The sequence below is a fragment of the Pantoea sp. PvP021 genome (assembly GCF_054056055.1).
The window spans coordinates 17107-37637 of the sequence record NZ_JBSRXX010000012.1 but is presented as its reverse complement, the minus strand read 5'-3'; the positions used below and the strand labels follow the sequence as shown (position 1 = coordinate 37637).

The window sequence follows — 20531 nt, the reverse complement described above, 5'->3', positions numbered from 1 at the left end:
CACATCACGCTTTCCAGTTTGCCCATCTCTGCCTGTCTTTTACTGCCCCCGATTTTTAACCTGTCGCCTTCTTAATACGGAGACGATGTGATGAATTATCAACGTGGATTTACGCTGGTTGAACTGATGATTGTGGTGGGTATTGTGGCAATCTTAAGTGCCATCGGCCTGCCCGCTTATCAAAATTATCTGCAGCGTGCTGCCCTTACCGACATGCTGCAAACCATGGTGCCCTATAAAACTGCTGTTGAGCTTTGCGCCATGGAGCGCGGCGGCCCGACGCAGTGCCAGGCCGGAGAAGCGGGTATTCCTGCTGCCAGGGGATCGCGCTATGTCTCGGGACTGAGCGTGACCAACGGGGTCATTACGCTGACCGGCCAGGAGAGCCTGAATGGCCTGAGTGTTGAAATGCTGCCTCTCTGGGACAGCAACGAGGGCGGCATCAGCTGGCAACGCAGTTGCACCAGCAGCAACAATAGCCTGCGTGACAATTGCCTGCAGCAGTTCCGCTTTGCGGATAAAGGAGCCAGCGATGAGCAAGCCTGATGAGGCGATCGCGGCATTATGTCAGCGCTATCGCGCCCTGGTTTTGCACCATGATGCCAGCCAGCTGCGTGTTGCCGTCGCGGAGAGCGTGCCGCCAGGGCTGGCTGAAGCCCTCCATTTTGCCAGCCAGTGTCAGATTGAGATTGAATGCTGGCCGCAGGCCCGGCTCGACCAGCTTCAGCACGCTGACACACCGCTGGTGGCGCGCGAAGAGGCACCAGCAGAATCAGCGATCGAAGCGACACAGCTGATCCTGCGTCAGGCGCTGGAGCGTCGCGCCTCCGATGTCCATATCGAACCCGGCCGTGATGGCCTGCGTGTGCGTCTGCGTATCGATGGTGTATTGCACCCTCTATCTTCCCTGCCCGCCACCCAGCCTGCTGCGCTGCTGGCGCGACTGAAGATCCTCGGCGGACTGGATATCGCCGAACGCCGGTTACCGCAGGATGGTCAGTTCAGTCTGGAGATCGCCGGTAAACCCGCCTCTTTTCGCCTGGCGACCTTACCCATCTACGGTGGTGAGAAAGCGGTGGTCCGGCTGTTGCAGAGTGAAAGCGTGGCGCTGTCGCTGGATAAGCTCGGCTTACCCGCCGCGCAGTTGCGCCTGTTCTGCGCCGCGCTGGCGCAGCCGCAGGGGCTGATTCTGGTCACCGGGCCTACCGGCAGCGGCAAGACGTTTACGCTCTATAGCGGACTCAGTGCCCTGAATACGCCGGAAAAAAATCTGTGCAGCGTTGAAGATCCGATTGAGATCCCCCTGCCCGGCATTAACCAGACGCAGATCCATGCTAAAAACGGCCTCGATTTTAACCGCGTGCTGCGGGCGCTGCTGAGACAGGATCCGGACGTGATCATGGTAGGAGAGATCCGCGATGCTGAAACGGCGGAGATTGCGGTTAAAGCGGCACAGACCGGGCATCTGGTGCTGTCGACGCTGCACACCAACTCCACCGCCGAGACCCTGACTCGGCTACGACAGATGGGTATTCCCGGTTATCTTCTGGGGTCGGCGCTGAAACTGATTGTTGCTCAGCGCCTGGTTCGACGCCTCTGTCCCCACTGCCGTCAGCCCGCTCAGGCGGTGGCGCACTATCCTGCGGAACTCTGGCCCGGTACCTTGCAAACCTGGCGAGCTCCCGGCTGCGACCACTGTTTTTCCGGCTATTTTGGCCGGCTGGCGCTGTTTGAACTGCTGCCGATCAATGCCAGGCTGCAAAATGCGATCGCCGCCGAAATGCCGCTGGAGAATTTGCTCAGCCTGGCGAAACAGCAGGGATTACGCACTCTGCTGGTGTCTGGCCTGGAAGCAGTAAGCCGGGGCGATACCTCGCTGGAAGAGATGCAACGGGTGATTGGGCTGGACGATGGCTGATGCGTCTTTATTTCGCTGGCAGGCGGTCGATAGCCAGGGCCAGTTAGTCAGTGGCCAGCTACTGGCTATCGACAGTGATAACCTGCTGCTGATGCTGGCGCAGCGCGATCTTCTGCCGGTGAGCTGGAAGCGAGAAAAAGTGTGGCGTCAGAGGGAGTGGAAGTGGCAGCACAAAACCGATCTGATTCGTCAGCTGGCAACCCTGCTCAAAGCGGGACTGCCGCTGGCAGAGAGTCTGGCTTTGCTGGCTGAGGGCCATCCGCATGCAGGCTGGCGTGCTCTGATGCTCGCCCTGCATCATCGGGTACTCAGCGGTGCCCCTTTTTCGCAGGCTTTACGTGAATGGCCGCAGATTTTTCCGGCACTCTATCCGGCCCTGATGGAGGTGGGCGAACTGACCGGTCAGTTGGATACCTGTTGCAGTGAGCTGGCCCGGCAGCAGATCCGGCAACAGCAGTTATGGCATCAGGTGGCGAAGGCGCTGCGTTATCCTCTGTTCATTCTGCTGGTGGCGATTGCGGTCACCTGCGGCATGCTCCTGTTCGTTCTGCCAGAGTTCGTTGCCGTTTATGACTCCTTTGATGCCCCCCTGCCCGCCTTTACGGCAGCGGTAATGCAGTTATCTGCCGCGCTTCAGGAGTGGGGAGCTGTGTTAGCCATCGGCGTATCGCTGATGCTGGTGGCGTGGCATCAGTTACGACGACGCTCTGCGGGCTGGCAGCGCCGTGAGCAGGCGATTTTCCTGCGCATCCCGCTGCTTTCCGGGTTATGGCGTGGCACGCAGCTGACGCAGATCTACACCATTCTGAATCTGACACAGCGCGCCGGGTTAACTTTGCTACAGGGACTGGCTGCCGTTGAAGTGACGCTCTCATCATTGCTATGGCGGGAAGCAATGGCCGGACTGCAGCAGCACATTGCTCAGGGGAATCCTCTGCATCAGGCGCTGATGCATCATCCGCTGTTCACACCATTATGCGGTCAGCTGGTTCGCGTCGGCGAAGAGGCGGGCGCGCTGGATTTAATGCTGGCTCGTCTGGCGGAATGGCATGAGGCAGAAACCCGTGAGCGCGCTGACACACTGGCTGCTTCGCTGGAACCGATGATGATGGTGGTGATTGGCGGCGTTGTCGGCACGCTGGTGATTGCGATGTATCTGCCGGTGTTCGGGCTGGGTGATGCGATGCATTAAGGGGCGCAGGCTGCGCCCCGGATAACTATCGGTTGAAAACGCGGTTTTCCTGCTCATTAACCCGAATAAAGGTGGTGCGCTTGGTCAGCTCTTTCAGCCGCTCCGCCCCCACATAAGTGCAGGCGGAACGCAGTCCACCCAGGATATCGCGCGCGGTGTCAGCAACCGGGCCACGTAATGGCAGCTTCACCGTTTTACCTTCTGCTGCGCGATATTGCGCGACACCGCCAACGTGACGCTTCATCGCCGATTCGGAACTCATGCCGTAAAACAGCATAAAGCTTTCGCCATTCTCTTCGACCACCTGCCCTTCACACTCATCATGTGCCGCCAGCATGCCACCCAGCATCACGAAGTCGGCACCGCCGCCAAACGCTTTCGCAATATCGCCAGGCACTGAACAGCCGCCATCACTGACAATCTGTCCGCTTAAGCCATGCGCCGCATCGGCACATTCAATGACAGCGGAAAGCTGCGGATAGCCCACGCCGGTTTTCACCCGGGTTGTACAGACCGAACCCGGGCCAATGCCGACCTTAACGATATCCGCGCCAGAGAGAATCAGCTCTTCCACCATTTCGCCCGTTACCACGTTACCGGCACAGATGGTTTTAGCCGGGAAGGTTTCACGGGCGCGCTGCAGAAAATCAACAAAATGCTGAGAGTAACCGTTGGCCACGTCGATACAGATAAACTGCAGATCGTCTGACAGCGCCATAATCGCAACCAGTTTATTGAGATCGGCCTCCGAGGTGCCGGTTGAAACCATCACATGTTTCAATACCGTCGCGGGGACGCGCTGAATAAACGCGCGCCACTCATCTACGCTGTAATGCTTATGGACTGCTGTAAGGATATTGAAGCTGGCCAGCGCCTCAGCCATTGAAAATGTGCCGACGGTATCCATGTTGGCGGCGATAATCGGTACGCCGCTCCAGCTCAGGCCCGAATGTCTGAAGGTAAAGCTGCGTTCCAGCTCAACCTGTGAGCGACTTTGCAGCGTGGAGCGTTTGGGGCGGATTAAGACATCTTTAAAGCCCAGTTTTAAATCTTCTTCAATACGCATAAACAGTGTCCTGGTAAGTGGCAATGAATCGTCGTTCACGAAGTAAGCACAGCTCCAGTGACGTTATGATACGCGCCTCTCGCTGCGCGACAAGACTGCGAATTTCACTTTATTTACGCTACAATCCGTTAAATTTAATTGTGGTTTATCGGTGTGATCTGACGCGCATTTTTGCGTTTTTTATTCAGATCATTACCCTGAAGCCCTGTCGAAAAGAGAAGTCAGGTGAGAAACATGCCCTATATCGTCGCGCTTACAGGGGGGATCGGCAGTGGTAAAAGTACGATTGCCCAGGCATTCGCAGCGTCTGGCGTGGAAATTATTGATGCTGACCTGATAGCACGTGAAGTTGTCGAACCCGGCACACCCGCTTTACAGGCCATTCAGGCGCGCTATGGCACGTCGATAGTGACTGATGAGGGGAAGCTTGATCGTAGCCGGCTTCGCGACATTATTTTTCAGCAGCCGGAAGAAAAAAGCTGGTTAAACGCGCTGCTGCATCCACTGATTAATGCCCGGACGCGTCAATTGATCGCCGAAGCCACCACACCTTATGTGCTCTGGGTGGTGCCGCTACTGGTGGAAAATCAGTTACAGCACCAGGCTGATCGGGTACTGGTGGTGGATGTTGATGAGGCAACGCAGTTAGCGCGCACCCGGCAGCGTGATCATCTTTCCGTCGCGCAGGCGAAACGCATTCTTGCCGCACAGGCGACGCGCCAGCAGCGCCTCGCCTGTGCCGATGACATTATTGATAACAGTGGCGAGCCCGACGACGCCTTGCCGCAGGTTGCCGAACTCCATCAGCGCTATCTCAGGCTGGCGGCAACGAAACAGGATTAATACCATGAGCACACCCGTTCTGTTTGAACACCCACTGAATGAAAAAATGCGAACCTGGTTACGGGTTGAGTTTTTAATCAATCAGTTAGATGAAATTGTCCCACTGGATAAAACCGTTAATGCGCTGACCTTTTTTCGCCTGATTAGCGAGCTGCTCGACATTTTTGAGCGTGGCGATATGCGTACTGAATTGTTAAAAGAGCTGGAGCGTCAGCAGCAAAAGTTACGTGCATGGGCTGATGTGCCAGGTGTTGATATGACGCTGGTTAATGCCCTGCGCGATAAACTCAAAATTCAGTCGACGCAGTTAATGAATGCCCCACGTATGGGCCAGCAACTCCGCGAGGACCGTCTGATTGCCCTGGTGCGGCAGCGCCTGAGCATCCCTGGTGGATGCTGCAGCTTTGATTTGCCGGGCCTTCACATCTGGCTCCATCTGCCACAGGAAGCACGCGATGCGCAGGTCGAAGCCTGGATGCAGACGCTGGAGCCACTGCATCATGCGCTGGCGATGATACTGGATTTGATCCGCCAGTCCGGTGCGTTTCATGTGCAGACCAGCCTTAATGGTTTTTATCAGGATAATGCCGAAGGCGCCGATCTGTTGCGACTGCAGTTGTCGCTGGAGGATGCGCTCTATCCACAGGTGTCCGGACATAAAAGCCGCTACGCCATTCGTTTTATGCCGCTTGATAGTGAGCGTGGTGAAGTTCCGGCCCGCCTTAATTTTCAACTGGCCTGTTGTTAGAGGTAAAAATGCAGCAAGAAGTGATGACCGTTGCCTGTCCGCAGTGCGGCAAAGATGTGATCTGGGATGAACTCAGCCCGTGGCGCCCCTTTTGCAGTAAGCGCTGCCAGCTCATTGATTTAGGTGAGTGGGCCGCAGAAGAGAAACGCATTCCCAGCCGCGACGATATGAACGACAGTGACAACTGGAGTGAAGAAGATCGCTGACAGCCGAACCGGATGGGGCGCGCTGCCCCATCCGCTCAGAGTTCGCCGGCGATCAGACGCGCAATCAGCTGATGATTCGCGGGCGGAAACTCCTCCGCGACCAACGCATGCTGATCAACCCAACGCTGCGGCTGACCCTCTTTGCCCCACGGCTCTCCTTTCCACCCTTCAACCAGAAAGAAATGCAGCGTCACCCGCAGATCGTCATAGCTGTGGTCTGCATGACCAATCGGGCGTGCCTCGGTGACCTCAATCCCGGTCTCTTCATGAAGTTCCCTTATCAATCCCTGTTCGGCGCTTTCGCCCGCTTCAATCTTACCGCCAGGAAACTCCCACTTGTTCGCCATGTAAGAGGTCGCCGCGCGCTGGGCAAGGAAAATTTGTTTACTGGCATTGCGAATGATGCCAACTGCAACCTGCAGGTGCTTCATGGAGACTATCCGGTAGTAATGGGTGAATGAAGCCTGATTTTAGAGCATGCCGTAGCGGATGTTAACCGCTTTAGCTCAGCGGAATCGCTGTTGCCTGGGTGGCAGAGAACATAAAAAAAGGAGCCAGCGGCTCCTTTTTTATTAGCATTCAGTCTCAGGCGATACGGCCATGACACTGCTTGTACTTTTTACCGGAACCACATGGGCAGGGATCGTTGCGGCCGACTTTGCGTTCACCACTCTGCTCCGCCACAGGCTCTGCGGCTGCCAGCAGATCCTCTTCAACATGGCTCAGCTGCTGTTGCTGTGCCAGACGTTCAGCTTCTTCGCGACGTTGTTGCTCCATCGCTTCAACTTCTTCTGGCATGCGCACCTGGACTTTGCTCAGTGTACTGATCACTTCATATTTCAGTGATTCAAGCATCGCGGCAAACATGGCGAAGGATTCACGCTTGTACTCCTGCTTCGGATCTTTCTGCGCATAGCCGCGCAGATGGATGCCCTGACGCAGATAGTCCATCGCGGCCAGATGCTCTTTCCACAGCGAATCCAGCGTCTGAAGCATCACGCCTTTTTCGAAGTTGCGCATCATCTCTGCGCCAACGATCTCTTCTTTCTCAGCGTAGCTTTCCATAGCATGGGTCATGATGCGCTCACGCAGCACTTCTTCATGCAGGTCAGGCTCTTTATCCAGCCACTCTGCAATCGGCAGGTTCAGATCGAAGTCAGTGCGCAGACGCTCTTCCAGGCCTGGCACGTCCCACATCTCCTCCAGCGACTGCGGCGGAATGTAAGTATCGATGGTGACTTTGTAGACGTCGTGGCGAATGCTGTTGATGGTTTCGCTAACGTCAGACACATCCAGCAGCTCGTTACGCTGACTGTAGATGGCGCGACGCTGGTCATTAGCCACATCATCATATTCCAGCAGCTGCTTACGAATATCGAAGTTACGGCTTTCAACTTTGCGCTGGGCATTGGCAATCGCTTTGGTGACCCACGGATGCTCAATCGCTTCGCCTGGCTTCATGCCCAGTTTACGCATCATATTCGAGACGCGGTCTGAGGCAAAAATACGCATCAGCGCATCTTCCATCGACAGGTAGAAGCGAGAAGAACCGGCGTCACCCTGACGACCTGCACGACCACGCAGCTGGTTGTCGATACGACGCGATTCGTGACGCTCAGTACCGACGATGTGCAAGCCACCTGACGCCAGTACCGCATCATGACGAATCTGCCATGCCGCTTTAATCTCTTCGATTTGCGCTTCAGTTGGCTCTTCCAGTTCGGCCACTTCAGCGTGCCAGCTGCCGCCCAGCATAATATCTGTACCACGTCCGGCCATGTTAGTGGCGATAGTGACCGCACCCGGCTGACCAGCCTGCGCCACGATATCCGCTTCGCGGGCGTGGAATTTGGCGTTCAGAACGTTATGTTTGATACCGGCACGGGTCAGTTCGTTAGAGACCACTTCTGATTTTTCAATCGAGATGGTTCCCACCAGCACCGGCTGACCATTGGCGGTGCGCTCACGGATATCTTCGATAATGGCATCGATCTTCTCTTTCTCGGTCATGTAGACCAGGTCAGCCAGATCTTTACGCACCATCGGACGGTTGGTCGGCACGACAATGGTGTCGAGCTTATAAATGGAGCTGAATTCAAATGCTTCGGTATCTGCGGTACCTGTCATACCGGCCAGCTTCTCGTAAATACGGAAGTAGTTCTGGAAGGTGATAGAGGCCAGCGTCTGGTTCTCGTTCTGGATCTCAACGCCTTCTTTCGCTTCAATCGCCTGATGCAGACCATCAGACCAGCGACGGCCCTGCATGGTACGGCCGGTGTGTTCATCAACAATCACCACTTCGCCATCTTTCACGATGTAATCAACATCGCGGGTAAAGAGTGCGTGCGCACGCAGCGCCGCAGTGACGTGGTGCATCAGCATGATGTTGGTCGGAGAGTAGAGTGACTCGCCCGCTTCCATGATGCCCTCGCTGACCAGCAACTCTTCCACTTTGACCAGACCGCGCTCAGACATGTGAGCCTGACGCGCTTTTTCATCGACCCAGAAGTCGCCTTCACCCTGATGGGTTTCGGTATCTTCTTTATCCTGGCGAACCAGATGAGGGATGATCTTGTTCACTTTGGTGTAAAGCTCAGAACTGTCTTCCGCCGGACCAGAGATGATCAGCGGCGTACGCGCTTCATCGATCAGGATGGAGTCGACCTCATCCACCAGCGCATAGTGCAGTTTACGCTGTACACGCTCTTCCGGGCTGAAAGCCATGTTGTCGCGCAGGTAGTCGAAGCCATATTCGTTGTTGGTGCCGTAGGTGATGTCTGCTGCGTAAGCTTCACGCTTTGCCACCGCCGGCAGGCCCGACATGTTGATACCAATGGTTAAACCCAGGAACTCAAACAGCGGACGGTTGTTTTCCGCATCACGCTGTGCCAGATAGTCGTTGACGGTAACCACGTGAACGCCTTTGCCGGACAGCGCATTCAGGTAGGCTGGCAGCGTTGCGGTCAGCGTTTTACCTTCACCGGTTCGCATCTCAGCAATGCAGCGATCGTTCAGCACCATGCCGCCAATCAGCTGCACGTCGAAGTGACGCATCCCGAACACGCGTTTACTGGCTTCACGCACGGTTGCGAACGCTTCCGGGATCAGGCTTTCCAGCGATTCACCTTTTTTCAGGCGTTCGCGGAACAGATCAGTTTTAGCTTTCAGTTCATCATCAGAGAGCTTCTCAAAATCGGGCTCCATCTTATTGATGACGTCCACCACTTTACGCATACGACGCAGGGTACGATCGTTACTGCTACCAAAAACCTTGGTTAATATTTTGCTTAACATAGTAAATATATTCTCAATTCAGCCGGAGCATTCCGGACTGCGAAATCTTAACAGAGTGAATAAACCAAAAATATTAGCAGAACAATCGGGCGGGTCCGGCGCGAATACCATGCACGCTGGCATGCCATTCTACCCATGAACGGGTAACGGCCGTGAAAAGAGGCGGCGTAGAGATCTGCTGCGGTGCAGTGTGCAGCGCAGAATGTGATGTCAGTAAACTATGCAGTGAGTCTATCAGCGCCAGCTTTTGTGCCGCCAGCGGTAATGTCTGTTGCTCCGCCTGCGCCTGGGGCGCCAGCGTGAAAGAGAGATGACGAATAACGGTGCGGATGGCGTGCTGATGCCAGTAATCCACGCTGAAGCTCGGGCGTCGGGATGCTTCCTGCAGCCGGATCAGGTGATCAAAGCGTGTGGCATTGCCAAGAAAGAGACTGCTGGCCGGAGATTCAGACGACGCGTTGAGTTCGGAGCTTTGCGCACAGGCTGGCAGGCCAAAGCTGGCCGCTACCATCCCTAACAGGAGATGAGGCCAGAAGTAGCGTCTACCTAATTGTCGCCAGCGCAGAAGAATCCCGATCACAACCTTTCCATCGCGCATGCTCTGTTGCGCTCTTGTTTTCTGGTACCCGCCGCGAGCCGCAACGGATTTCGGCCTGTAAAAGCGCCACAGATAGTATCATTAATGTGGGGCATCCACACCTGGGATTAAAGTGATGGCGAGAGAAAACGCGTGTGATTGTTCAGCAAATCAGCAGAACAGACAACGCTTTGCGAGCGAAGTCGCAGTCATCAGGTGTGTGATAAGAGGCAATAAAAAACGGCTGGCGCCGCTGACCGGAGAGGGTGTCAGCATAACCAGCCGTTTCACGTTCCGGGGTATTAAGCCAGAACCAGATTCGGTGCTTTGAATGCCAGCGGCAGTTCAGCTTCGTCTTCGAAGGTTGCCCATTCCCAGGCTTCCTGCTTAGCCAGAACCGCTTGCAGCAGCTTGTTGTTCAGCGCGTGGCCCGATTTGAACGCAGTGAATGCGCCAATGATGTTGTGACCACACATAAACAAGTCGCCAATCGCGTCCAGCATTTTGTGACGGACAAACTCGTCCTCAAAACGCAGGCCTTCTTCATTCAGTACGCGGAAATCATCCAGACCTATCGCACAATCTAAGCTACCGCCCAGGCACAGGCCTTTAGACTGCAGATATTCGATTTCACGCATAAAGCCAAATGTACGCGCCCGGCTGATTTGACGAACAAAGGCGTCAGCAGAGAAGTTCATCGCATAACGCTGTGAGCTGGAATCGATAGCCGGGTGTTTGAAGTCGATGGTGAAATCGAGCGAGAAGCCGTTAAACGGTTTGATCTCAGCCCATTTGTCACCCTCTTCCACACGCACGGTCTGCTTAACACGCACAAATTTCTTCGCGCTGTTGAGCTGCTCGATGCCCGCGTCCATCAGCAGATAGATAAACGGTGCTGCGCTGCCATCCATGATCGGGATTTCTGGCGCATCGACTTCAACAATAATGTTGTCGATACCCAGACCCGCCAGGGCGGCATTGAGGTGTTCAACCGTTGAAATACGTACGCCTTCATCATTCACCAGGCAGGTACTCAGCATGGTGTCGCGCACGTATTTTGCATCAGCCGGAAAATCTACCGGTGGATTCAAGTCGGTGCGACGATAGATGACCCCGGTATTAGCCGACGCAGGGCGTAATGTCAGAGTGACTTTTTTGCCGGTATGTAAACCGACACCAGTCGCCTGAACAATACGTTTTAATGTCCTTTGTTTGATCATCGTATTATCTCGCAATATCACCTGTCCGACCGCCAGTATACTTTACCAGCGGACAGAGACTTTAGCACAAAGAGCGGAGAATCCCAATTATAGGGTTAATCCTAATCGGCCTGCTTACGTAAAAAGGCCGGAATATCAAGATAATCGGGCTCTTTGTTCGACTGCGCAGCCTGGTCGTTAACGACTTTGGCAGCAGGTTTCTGCTCCTGCGGCAGCGGTGACATACCGTGCTGCTGATAGCGATGATCCATCACTGGCTGACTGGCTGGTTTGTTGGTTACCAGGGTGATTTCAGGACGCTTGTCCATGCCGATACCGGTTGCCACCACGGTGACGCGCAGTTCGTCATTCATTTCCGGATCCAGTGAGGTACCGATCACGACGGTCGCGTTGTCAGAGGCGAAGGCGCGGATAGTGTTACCCACGGTCTCGAACTCATCCAGACGCAGGTCGAAGCCCGCCGTAATGTTGACCAGCACGCCACGCGCACCAGAAAGGTCGATATCTTCCAGCAGTGGGCTGGAGATCGCCATTTCAGCCGCTTCTTCCGCACGATCTTCACCGCATGCGACGCCTGAACCCATCATCGCATAGCCCATTTCGGACATGACGGTACGCACGTCAGCAAAGTCGACGTTCATCAGGCCAGGACGGGTGATCAGCTCAGCGATACCCTGAACGGCGCCTTTCAGCACGTCATTAGCTGCACCAAACGCATCCAGCAGAGAGATACCACGGCCCAGCACTTTCAGCAGCTTGTCGTTTGGAATGGTGATCAGTGAATCGACATGCTTAGAGAGTTCGGCGATCCCCTGCTCGGCAAACGCCATGCGCTTTTTGCCTTCGAAGTTGAACGGCTTGGTGACAACCGCCACCGTCAGGATACCCAGCTCCTTAGCCACTTCAGCCACGACAGGCGCTGCACCGGTACCGGTACCGCCGCCCATACCTGCTGCGATGAAGACCATGTCTGCCCCTTCCAGCGCAGAACGCAGTGCTTCGCGATCTTCTTCTGCAGAGTTACGGCCCACTTCCGGGTTCGCACCCGCACCCAGACCTTTGGTAATGTTATTACCGATCTGAATGGTCTGGCCGACAGCTGTTTTACGCAGCGCTTGCGCGTCGGTATTCACAGCAAAGAATTCCACACCTTCGATACGCTCGCGTACCATGTGCTCTACGGCGTTACCGCCGCCGCCACCGACGCCGATGACTTTAATCACCGCGTCGTTGGTTAATTCCATAGGTTCAAACATGATTTCTCTCCGTTATGTGCCTGTCGCCTGGAGATCACTAAAGAAAACAGCATGATCCCCTTTCACAAAAATTAAAACTCTTTTTTTAACCAACTGTTAATACGCTTGAACCAGTTACCTACTGAGACCCGTTTTTCGGTCTCTGCATCACCGTTCATGTGCGACTCTTTGCCGTAATGCAACAGTCCCACGGCAGTGGAGTAGTACGATTCCTGCGCATAGTCAGTCAGGCCGGTAATATTCAGCGGCTGTCCGATACGCACCTGCGTATGGAATACGCGTTGCGCACAGGCCGCCAGTCCTTCGATTTGCGCTGCACCACCGGTCAGGACAATGCCTGCGGCTAAGTGATGCTTCACGCCCTGCTGACGCAGTTGTTCCTGTAACTGCAGAATCTCGTCATTGACCAGATTCAAAAGTTCGGTGTAACGCGGCTCAATCACTTCAGCCAGCGTCTGACGTTGCAGGCTACGTGGTGGACGTCCGCCCACACTCGGCACCTCAACGTTCTCATCTTTGCCGACAATCGAGCCCAGCGCGCAACCATGGCGCACTTTGATCGCCTCAGCATCCGTTGGTGGTGTGCCAAACGCATAGGCGATGTCGCTGGTAACGACGTTGCCTGCATACGGAATAACCTTAGTGTGCCGTAAAGCGCCGCCGGTATATACGGCTATGTCCATTGTACCGCCACCAATATCGACAACACACACGCCCAGCTCACGTTCGTCTTCAGTCAGAACGGCAAAACTGGAGGCGAGACCGGCAAAAATCAGCTGATCCACTTTCAGCCCGCAACGTTCAACGGCTTTAACGATGTTCTTCGCCATATCGTTGTGGCAGGTGATCAGATGCACTTTCGCCTGCATACGCACGCCGGAAAGCCCGACCGGATTTTTAATCCCTTCCTGATAGTCGATGGCGTATTCCTGAGGAATGACGTGCAGGATGCGATGCTCGTCACGTACTCTCACCGATTTGGCGGTATGTACGACGTTCTCTACATCATCCTGAGTCACTTCCTCTTCGGAAATCGGAACCATCCCGATTTCGTTCTGACAACTAATATGTTTGCCCGATAAAGCAAGGTAGACGGAGGAGATCTGGCAATCTGCCATCAGCTCAGCCTGATCGATGGCGCGCTGAACGCATTTCACCACCGACTCAAGATCGTTTACGCCACCTTTATCCATACCGCGGGAAGGGCAGCTGCCCACCCCAATAATGTTGACCATACCATCGGGCAGAACTTCCCCAACCAGGGCGGCAACCTTCGCAGTGCCGATTTCGAGTCCAACTACCAGTTTTCTGTCCGTTGCCTTGATCATTGTTGTTTAGCCTGTGCCTGGTTCTGTTGCTGATTACTGTCCTGTGGCTCCATCACGATCGGTGTCCAGCCAACAGAAGCGCCAGAGTCGTATCGTAAATCCACGTAGCTGATACGTTTGCTCTCGTTCTGACCTTGCTGTTGCAGCACCGGGTAGAGCTCAATAAAGCGATTCAGTCGTTTCATGGTGTCGCTGCGGCCCAGTTCGATACGAACATCGTCGCTGGTGACCAGCTGCCATGAACGCCGCGCCGTCATCGACGCCACCTTCAGAGTAAACTTCCGGGCTTTCAGCACATCATCCATGCTGTGATAGCCCGCCAGGACCTCTTTCTCACTCCCTTCCGGCCCGTACAACATCGGCATTGTCTCTTTGCCGACATGACTGGCGGGTACGCTGAAGGAGACACCCTCAGCATCCACCATGTGCAAATCGTTCCAGCGCGCCACCGGTGTGTACTCCACAAGGTGGATCTTCAGTTCGTCCGGCCACTGCTTACGTACGCTGACCTGCTTAATCCAGGGCAGCCGCTCAATCTGCTGCTGCAGGATGTCCACGTCCTGAGACATAAACGTACCAGGCGGACCCAGCGACAAAATCGCCTGACGAATATCATCGTGTGTGGTGTAGTGCGTCTGTCCTGTCACCACCAGTTTTGACAATGGCAGCCGGGACGCATCGTTCATCCACTTCAGTACCACCAGCCCGCCAGCAACCATAATCCCGATGACGATCAGCAGAAAAATAATGCCGAACAGTCGGGCACCGTTACTGCGCCCGGTGCGAATACGCTCCTGCGGTTCACGGTTTCGAACTCTCATCGCCGCCTGTGACATATCAGTCGGCCAGCTCCAGAATATGGGCAACCAGCTGCGGGAAGCTCATGCCCGCCTGTTTCGCTGCCATTGGCACCAGACTGTGGCTGGTCATGCCCGGTGAGGTATTGGCTTCCAGTAACTGAAAGCGCCCTTCCCCGTCGGTCATCACATCAACCCGTCCCCAGCCGCGACATCCCAGCGCACGCCAGGCCGCCAGTACCAGCTGCTGTAATTCCGCTTCACGTTCAGCGCTTATATCGGCCGGACAGACGTACTGAGTATCGTCAGAAATGTATTTAGCTTCATAGTCATAGAACTCGCTGGCGCTCTTTATTTCAATCGAGGGCAGAATACGATCGCCCACAATCGCGACGGTGTACTCCGCGCCGCTGAGAAACGCTTCGACCAGCACGTCATTGTCGTGCTTAAACGCCATGTCCAGTGCCGCCGGCAGCGCGCTCAGATCGTTAACCCGACTGATGCCTACGCTGGAGCCTTCACAGGCTGGCTTCACAAATAGTGGCAGGCCAAGCGCCGCAATTGCCGCGTTGTTTTCTGCGTCCAGACCGGCATCAAACTGCTGACGCGTCAGCCAGACAAACTTTCCTGACGGTAAACCGCGTCCCTGCCACAGCAGCTTGGTGCGCAGCTTATCCATAGTCACGGCCGATGCCATCACGCCGCTGCCGGTGTACGGCAGTTGCAGGAACTCCAGCACCGCCTGCAGCGTGCCATCTTCTCCGCCCCGGCCATGCAGCGCGATAAAGGCTTTGGTAAAGCCCTGCTCTTTCAGCGTCAGCACAGAGACATCACGGGTATCGATGCCATGCGCATCAATGCCCATTTCCCGTAATCCGGCGAGGACGGCCTGACCTGAGTTCAGCGAAACCTCACGCTCTGCCGAGGTGCCACCCATTAATACTGCAACTTTATCCGCCATGACGATCCTCCGCTTTGCGTTCCGGCTGGAGCTTAGTGTCAGCCAGCTTGCGGGCAACCTTGCCGACGTTACCGGCTCCCTGCACCAGAATCAGGTCATTGCCTGACAGCAGCGGTGCCAGCATCTCTGGCAGCGCGTCATGTTCCGGCACCAGAATCGGATCCACCTTGCCGCGATTACGAATCGCACGGCACAGCGACCGGCTGTCAGCACCCGGAATAGCGGTTTCACCGGCAGAGTAAACATCCAGCATCAGCAACACATCCACATGCGACAGTACGTTGGCGAAATCATCAAACAGATCGCGGGTTCGGCTGTAACGGTGCGGCTGAAACACCATCACCAGTTTTTTATCCGGCCAGCCTGCACGCGCGGCTTTAATTGTCGCGTCCACTTCGGTGGGATGATGACCGTAATCATCAACCAGCATCGCGGTGCCCGGCTGTCCGTTGACCGGCTCTGTCGGGAATTCACCCAGCAGATCAAAGCGACGGCCCGTGCCCTGGAAACTCTCCAGCGCAGCCAGGATAGCATTGTCTTCAATGCCCTCTTCACTGGCGACGGCGACGGCGGCTGCCGCATTCAGGGCGTTGTGGCGTCCCGGCGCGTTCAGCGTAATCTGCAGCGGTGCTTTATCCTGACGGATCAAGGTGAAATGCCCCTGCGCGCCACTCTGTTCATAATTTTCAATGCGCAGGTCAGCATCATCACTGAAACCGTACGTGGTGATATGGCGTCCCACGCGAGGGATCAGATCACGAATAACCGCATCATCCACACACATCACCGCACGACCGTAAAACGGCAGGTTGTGCAGGAAGTTAATAAACGTCTGCTTCAGGTTCTCAAAATCGCCCTGATAAGTGTCCATATGATCAGCTTCGATGTTGGTCACAATCGCCACCATCGGCTGCAGATGCAGGAACGACGCATCACTCTCATCCGCTTCAGCAATCAGATACCGGCTGTGACCCAGACGGGCATGGGTGCCTGCTGCTTTGACCAGTCCACCGTTAACAAAAGTCGGATCGAGACCCGCTTCCGCATAAATACTCGACACCATCGCCGTGGTGGTCGTTTTGCCATGGGTACCCGCAACGGCGATGCCGTGACGAAAACGCATCAGCTCAGCCAGCATCTCCGCGCGACGGATCACCGGGATACGCTGTTCACGTGCCGCCACCAGTTCGGGGTTATCCTGCGAAACGGCGCTGGAAACCACCACGACGCTGGCATCGGTCACGTTTTCGGGGCGATGGTTAAAATAAATGGTGGCACCCAGCGCAATCAGGTTCTGCGTCACCGGGTTAGGGGCCAGATCTGAACCGCTGATATGGTAGCCTTCATTTGCTAACACTTCGGCAATACCGCCCATGCCAGCACCGCCGATGCCGACAAAGTGGATGTGCCGGACGCGACGCATCTCGGGCACGATAGAACGCAGTTTTGCCAATTGTTGTGTATTCATCGCTCTCAGTTACCTGCTATTTCAGTTTGTACCCAGTCCGGGTACAGGTCAGACACGCTGACCGGAATGATTACTTTGCGGCGCGAGCCACTTCCTGAGCGACCCGTTCAGTCGCATCGGGGATCGCCACCTGACGGGCCTGCTCAGCCATCGTCAGCAGTGTTGCGCGATCCCAGTGGCGTAGCTGATCCGCTACAGCCTCCGCAGTAAATTGCGGCTGCTCAAAAATTCTGGCGGCGCCCGCTTTCTCCAGCGGCAGCGCGTTCCAGTACTGCTGGCGATCTTTGTGCTGAAATGGCACGAAAATCGCCGGTAAGCCAGCGGCAGCGACTTCGCTCACGGTTAACGCGCCGGAGCGGCACACCACCACATCAGCCCAGGCGTAGGCGGCAGCCATGTCATCAATAAACTCGCTCACCTTGTGCTGCGTCTGCCCGACCTGCTGATAAGCTTTCTCTGTTTCGGGCAACGACCCTTTACCGGTCTGATGCCACAGGGTGATCTCATCACCCACCAGCGCGGCAACCTGCGGCAGCGTCTGGTTCAGTATCCGCGCACCCTGACTGCCACCGATCACCAGCACCCGTATCGGGCCATGACGATTCGCGAGACGTTGCGCGGGTAAAGGCAGTGCCAGTACATCAGTGCGAACCGGATTTCCCACCACATCGGCGGCGGGAAACGCGCCCGGGAACGCCTGCAATACTTTCGTAGCGATTTTCGCCAGCCATTTGTTGGTCAGCCCGGCAATACCGTTCTGCTCATGCAGCACCACCGGAATACCGCAGCTCCAGGCCGCTAAGCCGCCAGGACCGGAAACGTAGCCACCCATGCCCAGCACCACATCCGGCTGCCAGGCCTTCATGATGCGACGGGCCTGACGCCATGCATTAAAGATGCGCAGCGGTGCCAGCAGCAACGCCTTCATGCCTTTACCACGTAATCCGCTGATGCGGATGAAGTCGATGTCGATGCCATGCTTTGGCACCAGATCGGCTTCCATACGGTCGGCAGTGCCTAACCAGCGGACCTGCCAGCCCTGTTCCATCAGATGATGGGCGACAGCCAGACCGGGAAAGACATGTCCGCCGGTTCCGCCTGCCATCACCATCAATCGCTTACCGCTCATCGACCACCTCGGGTAAACGCCTGCGCTTTCGCAAGGCGCGTTTCATAATCTATGCGTAATAAAAAGACGATGGCAGTCGACATAATGATCAGACTTGACCCACCGTAACTGATCAGCGGTAAGGTCAGACCTTTGGTCGGTAACATACCGGCTGCTGCACCGACGTTAACCAGCGCCTGGAAGCTAAACCAGACTCCGATTGAACAGGCTAAAAAGCCGGAAAAACGCTGATCCAGTTCCAGAGCACGACGGCCAATCGACATCGCACGAAAAGCGACGAAGAATACCATTAAAAGTGCCATTACCACACCGACGTAGCCGAGTTCTTCCCCGATGATGGCGAAAATAAAGTCGGTATGCGCTTCGGGCAGATATTCCAGCTTTTGCACGGAGTTACCGAGCCCCTGGCCCCAGAATTCCCCGCGACCAAATGCCATCAGTGACTGGGTCAGCTGGTAGCCACTACCAAAGGGATCTTCCCACGGGTTCCAGAACGAGGTCACACGGCGCATACGGTAGGGTTCTGCAATGATCAGCAGGATCACCGCAAAGATGCCGGAACCGATGATTGCCAGGAACTGCCACAGTTTGGCGCCCGCCAGGAACAGCATCGCCAGGGTCGTCACAAACAGCACAACCACCGTACCGAGATCCGGCTGCGCCAGCAGTAACACGGCCAGCACCACCATCACGCCCATCGGCTTACAGAAGCCCCAGAAGTTGTTACGCACCTCTTCCACTTTGCGCACCAGATAACTGGCGAGATAGCAGAACAGAGAGAGCTTCGACAGCTCTGCAGGCTGAATACGCAGCGGACCCAGCGCGATCCAGCGCGATGCACCGTTAACCGAGCTACCGACTACCAGAACAATCAGCAGCATCGCGACCGTGACCATCAGCATCACGTTGCTGTAGCGCTGCCAGAAATCCATCGGCACCCGCAGCGTGACCAGCGCCATACATACAGCCAGCACGATGTAGAAGGCATCGCGCTTGGCAAAATAAAAGAGATCGTCATTCAGACGCTGACCCACCGGCATTGAAGCCGACGTCACCATCACGAAACCAATCACCGCCAGGCCCAGCGTCAGCCATAGCAGTGTGCGGTCATAGAGCACCAGCGAAGAGTCATCACTTTCGCGTGCGCCCATGACCCAGTCTTTCAGGCGTCCTGAGAAATATCCCGCCAGTCCGGCGCCAGGAATACGCATCAGCTCAGCTCCTTCGCCAGTTGCGCGAACTGCTCACCGCGCTGCTCAAAGTTTCGGAACTGGTCAAGGCTGGCACAGGCTGGCGACAGTAGAACCATATCGCCTGCTTTAACCTGCGGCGCAATCTGCTCCATCGCCTGGCGCATGGTCTCAGTGCGCACGGCGATCTCCGGACGCAGCGCCGCCAGCGCATCGCCATCGCGACCAAAGCAGTAAAGGCGCACATTGTCGCCCTGCAGCCAGGGGATCAGCGGCGTAAAATCGGCCGACTTGCCATCACCGCCCATCAGCAGCCACAGCGTTCCCTTCACCTGCAGGCCATTCAGCGCTGCTTCGGTGCTGCCGACGTTGGTCGCTTTGGAGTCATTGATCCAGCACACGCCCTGATGCTCATGAACCAGCTGGAAGCGATGCGCCAGACCGTTAAAGTGCGTTAAGGCGGCCAGACTGGAGGCGCGTGGCAGACCCACCGCATCGGCCAGCGCCAGCGCAGCCAGCGCATTGGTGTAGTTGTGCTGTCCCACCATCTTCATTTCGGCCGTGTTCAGGACCTTCTCGCCTTTCACCCGCAGCCAGATACTGCCCTGCTGCTTGTTAAGGTGGTAGTCCCCGAAATCGACACCAAAGCTGACGCAGCGGGTGTCCGCGCCGCGTACCGGCATCGTCAGGGCATCATCGGCGTTAACGATGCAGACCTGTGCATTTTCATAGACCCGCAGCTTAGCGGCGCGATACTGCTGCATACCCAGCGGATAGCGATCCATATGATCTTCACTGACGTTAAGTATGGTTGCCGCCGCGGCTTTCAGACTGTGCGTGGTCTCCAGCTGAAAACTGGAGAGTTCCAGTACATAGAGTTGCGCCGGTGACTGCAGCAGACTCAGCGCGGGCAGACCAATATTGCCGCCGACGCCCACCTGCCAGCCTGCGGCTTTCGCCATTTCACCCACCAGCGTAGTCACCGTGCTTTTACCGTTGGAGCCGGTGATCGCCACGATCGGCGCCTGCGCCTCGCGGCAAAAGAGCTCAATGTCACCGACAATTTCGATGCCGGCTTCGACAGCTTCGCTGAGAATCGGATGCGCCAGCGCGACGCCAGGGCTGGCAACAATCAGATCGGCCGCCAGCAGCCAGTCACCGTTGATGCCGCCCAGATGGCGTTCAACCTGCCCGGGCAATTTATCCAGCCCCGGCGGCGAGACACGGGTGTCCATCACGCGAGGCGTTACGCCCTGCGCTAAAAAGAAATCAACACAGGAGAGCCCGGTGAGGCCCAGCCCGATGATGACGACTTTTCTACCCCGATAGTCAGCCATG

19 protein-coding genes are annotated in these 20531 nt (G+C 56.0%); 6 read left to right on the top strand and 13 right to left on the bottom strand.

Annotated features, from left to right (window positions below):
* The first annotated feature begins 90 nt into the window (after positions 1-90).
* The 3 genes from ppdD to hofC are packed head-to-tail and all read left to right on the top strand — an operon-like array spanning position 91 to position 3110.
* Positions 91-546: a prepilin peptidase-dependent pilin gene (ppdD, locus tag ACVKSX_RS21830; RefSeq protein ID WP_033787372.1), complete on the top strand. Its 456-nt coding sequence runs from the start codon at positions 91-93 to the stop codon at positions 544-546.
* Positions 533-1918: a type II secretion system protein GspE gene (gene gspE / locus ACVKSX_RS21825; protein WP_346554801.1), complete on the top strand. Its 1386-nt coding sequence runs from the start codon at positions 533-535 to the stop codon at positions 1916-1918. Before ppdD ends, gspE begins: the two co-directional genes overlap by 14 nt.
* A complete protein-coding gene (gene hofC / locus ACVKSX_RS21820; protein ID WP_346554802.1) occupies positions 1911-3110 on the top strand; it encodes a protein transport protein HofC in 1200 nt (399 codons plus the stop codon). The genes gspE and hofC overlap by 8 nt, the downstream gene beginning before the upstream one ends.
* A gap of 25 nt (positions 3111-3135) precedes the next feature.
* On the opposite strand, the gene ACVKSX_RS21815 is transcribed toward hofC, so the two are convergent.
* Positions 3136-4176, bottom strand: coding sequence for a GMP reductase (locus tag ACVKSX_RS21815; RefSeq protein WP_010671832.1), 1041 nt, complete (start codon positions 4174-4176; stop codon positions 3136-3138).
* Between the two features lie 234 nt (positions 4177-4410).
* Here ACVKSX_RS21815 and coaE point away from each other — a divergent pair, with 234 nt between their 5' ends.
* Genes coaE through yacG form a run of 3 tightly spaced genes read left to right on the top strand, consistent with a single transcriptional unit; the run spans position 4411 to position 5973 of the window.
* The gene (gene coaE, locus ACVKSX_RS21810) at positions 4411-5019 is read left to right on the top strand and encodes a dephospho-CoA kinase (protein ID WP_010253911.1); all 609 of its coding nucleotides are present in this window, start codon (positions 4411-4413) and stop codon (positions 5017-5019) included.
* 4 nt (positions 5020-5023) lie between these two features.
* Positions 5024-5767, top strand: a complete 744-nt coding sequence (gene zapD, locus ACVKSX_RS21805) for a cell division protein ZapD (RefSeq protein ID WP_010671830.1) — start codon at positions 5024-5026, stop codon at positions 5765-5767.
* Positions 5768-5775: 8 nt separating this feature from the next.
* Positions 5776-5973, top strand: a complete 198-nt coding sequence (yacG, locus tag ACVKSX_RS21800; RefSeq protein WP_010253903.1) for a DNA gyrase inhibitor YacG — start codon at positions 5776-5778, stop codon at positions 5971-5973.
* A 35-nt stretch (positions 5974-6008) separates the two neighbouring features.
* Here the strand turns inward: yacG and mutT are convergent, their stop codons facing one another.
* The 12 genes from mutT to murD form a co-directional block, all read right to left on the bottom strand.
* The gene (mutT, locus tag ACVKSX_RS21795; protein ID WP_010671828.1) at positions 6009-6404 is read right to left on the bottom strand and encodes an 8-oxo-dGTP diphosphatase MutT; all 396 of its coding nucleotides are present in this window, start codon (positions 6402-6404) and stop codon (positions 6009-6011) included.
* Positions 6405-6558: 154 nt separating this feature from the next.
* Positions 6559-9267, bottom strand: a complete 2709-nt coding sequence (secA, locus tag ACVKSX_RS21790) for a preprotein translocase subunit SecA (RefSeq protein WP_010671827.1) — start codon at positions 9265-9267, stop codon at positions 6559-6561.
* A gap of 73 nt (positions 9268-9340) precedes the next feature.
* Positions 9341-9847, bottom strand: a complete 507-nt coding sequence (gene secM / locus ACVKSX_RS21785) for a secA translation cis-regulator SecM (protein WP_323054595.1) — start codon at positions 9845-9847, stop codon at positions 9341-9343.
* A 299-nt stretch (positions 9848-10146) separates the two neighbouring features.
* Positions 10147-11064 (bottom strand): UDP-3-O-acyl-N-acetylglucosamine deacetylase, encoded by a 918-nt coding sequence (gene lpxC / locus ACVKSX_RS21780; protein ID WP_010253894.1) that lies wholly within the window; start codon positions 11062-11064, stop codon positions 10147-10149.
* Between the two features lie 101 nt (positions 11065-11165).
* On the bottom strand, positions 11166-12320 hold the full coding sequence (ftsZ, locus tag ACVKSX_RS21775) for a cell division protein FtsZ (RefSeq protein WP_010253892.1): 1155 nt from the start codon (positions 12318-12320) through the stop codon (positions 11166-11168).
* 71 nt (positions 12321-12391) lie between these two features.
* The gene (gene ftsA, locus ACVKSX_RS21770) at positions 12392-13648 is read right to left on the bottom strand and encodes a cell division protein FtsA (RefSeq protein WP_010253890.1); all 1257 of its coding nucleotides are present in this window, start codon (positions 13646-13648) and stop codon (positions 12392-12394) included.
* Positions 13645-14484 (bottom strand): cell division protein FtsQ, encoded by an 840-nt coding sequence (gene ftsQ / locus ACVKSX_RS21765; RefSeq protein ID WP_010253887.1) that lies wholly within the window; start codon positions 14482-14484, stop codon positions 13645-13647. The genes ftsA and ftsQ overlap by 4 nt, the downstream gene beginning before the upstream one ends.
* Before the next feature lies 1 nt (position 14485).
* On the bottom strand, positions 14486-15406 hold the full coding sequence (locus ACVKSX_RS21760; protein WP_010671826.1) for a D-alanine--D-alanine ligase: 921 nt from the start codon (positions 15404-15406) through the stop codon (positions 14486-14488).
* Entirely contained in the window at positions 15396-16874 is a 1479-nt protein-coding gene (murC, locus tag ACVKSX_RS21755; protein ID WP_010253883.1) for a UDP-N-acetylmuramate--L-alanine ligase, read from the bottom strand. The genes ACVKSX_RS21760 and murC overlap by 11 nt, the downstream gene beginning before the upstream one ends.
* A 70-nt stretch (positions 16875-16944) precedes the next feature.
* Positions 16945-18003, bottom strand: coding sequence for an undecaprenyldiphospho-muramoylpentapeptide beta-N-acetylglucosaminyltransferase (gene murG, locus ACVKSX_RS21750; RefSeq protein ID WP_022625408.1), 1059 nt, complete (start codon positions 18001-18003; stop codon positions 16945-16947).
* Positions 18000-19214: a cell division protein FtsW gene (gene ftsW, locus ACVKSX_RS21745; RefSeq protein WP_010253879.1), complete on the bottom strand. Its 1215-nt coding sequence runs from the start codon at positions 19212-19214 to the stop codon at positions 18000-18002. The genes murG and ftsW overlap by 4 nt, the downstream gene beginning before the upstream one ends.
* Positions 19214-20530, bottom strand: a complete 1317-nt coding sequence (gene murD / locus ACVKSX_RS21740; protein WP_354439028.1) for a UDP-N-acetylmuramoyl-L-alanine--D-glutamate ligase — start codon at positions 20528-20530, stop codon at positions 19214-19216. Before murD ends, ftsW begins: the two co-directional genes overlap by 1 nt.
* Position 20531 lies beyond the last annotated feature (1 nt).

What these genes read in the sequence shown, in the direction of transcription:
- ppdD (WP_033787372.1), top strand. Translation starts at nt 91, where the DNA reads ATGAATTATCAACGTGGATTTACGCTGGTTGAACTGATGATTGTGGTG.
- gspE (WP_346554801.1), top strand. Translation starts at nt 533, where the DNA reads ATGAGCAAGCCTGATGAGGCGATCGCGGCATTATGTCAGCGCTATCGC.
- hofC (WP_346554802.1), top strand. Translation starts at nt 1,911, where the DNA reads ATGGCTGATGCGTCTTTATTTCGCTGGCAGGCGGTCGATAGCCAGGGC.
- ACVKSX_RS21815 (WP_010671832.1), bottom strand. Translation starts at nt 4,176, where the DNA reads ATGCGTATTGAAGAAGATTTAAAACTGGGCTTTAAAGATGTCTTAATC.
- coaE (WP_010253911.1), top strand. Translation starts at nt 4,411, where the DNA reads ATGCCCTATATCGTCGCGCTTACAGGGGGGATCGGCAGTGGTAAAAGT.
- zapD (WP_010671830.1), top strand. Translation starts at nt 5,024, where the DNA reads ATGAGCACACCCGTTCTGTTTGAACACCCACTGAATGAAAAAATGCGA.
- yacG (WP_010253903.1), top strand. Translation starts at nt 5,776, where the DNA reads ATGCAGCAAGAAGTGATGACCGTTGCCTGTCCGCAGTGCGGCAAAGAT.
- mutT (WP_010671828.1), bottom strand. Translation starts at nt 6,404, where the DNA reads ATGAAGCACCTGCAGGTTGCAGTTGGCATCATTCGCAATGCCAGTAAA.
- secA (WP_010671827.1), bottom strand. Translation starts at nt 9,267, where the DNA reads ATGTTAAGCAAAATATTAACCAAGGTTTTTGGTAGCAGTAACGATCGT.
- lpxC (WP_010253894.1), bottom strand. Translation starts at nt 11,064, where the DNA reads ATGATCAAACAAAGGACATTAAAACGTATTGTTCAGGCGACTGGTGTC.
- ftsZ (WP_010253892.1), bottom strand. Translation starts at nt 12,320, where the DNA reads ATGTTTGAACCTATGGAATTAACCAACGACGCGGTGATTAAAGTCATC.
- ftsA (WP_010253890.1), bottom strand. Translation starts at nt 13,648, where the DNA reads ATGATCAAGGCAACGGACAGAAAACTGGTAGTTGGACTCGAAATCGGC.
- ftsQ (WP_010253887.1), bottom strand. Translation starts at nt 14,484, where the DNA reads ATGTCACAGGCGGCGATGAGAGTTCGAAACCGTGAACCGCAGGAGCGT.
- ACVKSX_RS21760 (WP_010671826.1), bottom strand. Translation starts at nt 15,406, where the DNA reads ATGGCGGATAAAGTTGCAGTATTAATGGGTGGCACCTCGGCAGAGCGT.
- murC (WP_010253883.1), bottom strand. Translation starts at nt 16,874, where the DNA reads ATGAATACACAACAATTGGCAAAACTGCGTTCTATCGTGCCCGAGATG.
- murG (WP_022625408.1), bottom strand. Translation starts at nt 18,003, where the DNA reads ATGAGCGGTAAGCGATTGATGGTGATGGCAGGCGGAACCGGCGGACAT.
- ftsW (WP_010253879.1), bottom strand. Translation starts at nt 19,214, where the DNA reads ATGCGTATTCCTGGCGCCGGACTGGCGGGATATTTCTCAGGACGCCTG.
- murD (WP_354439028.1), bottom strand. Translation starts at nt 20,530, where the DNA reads ATGGCTGACTATCGGGGTAGAAAAGTCGTCATCATCGGGCTGGGCCTC.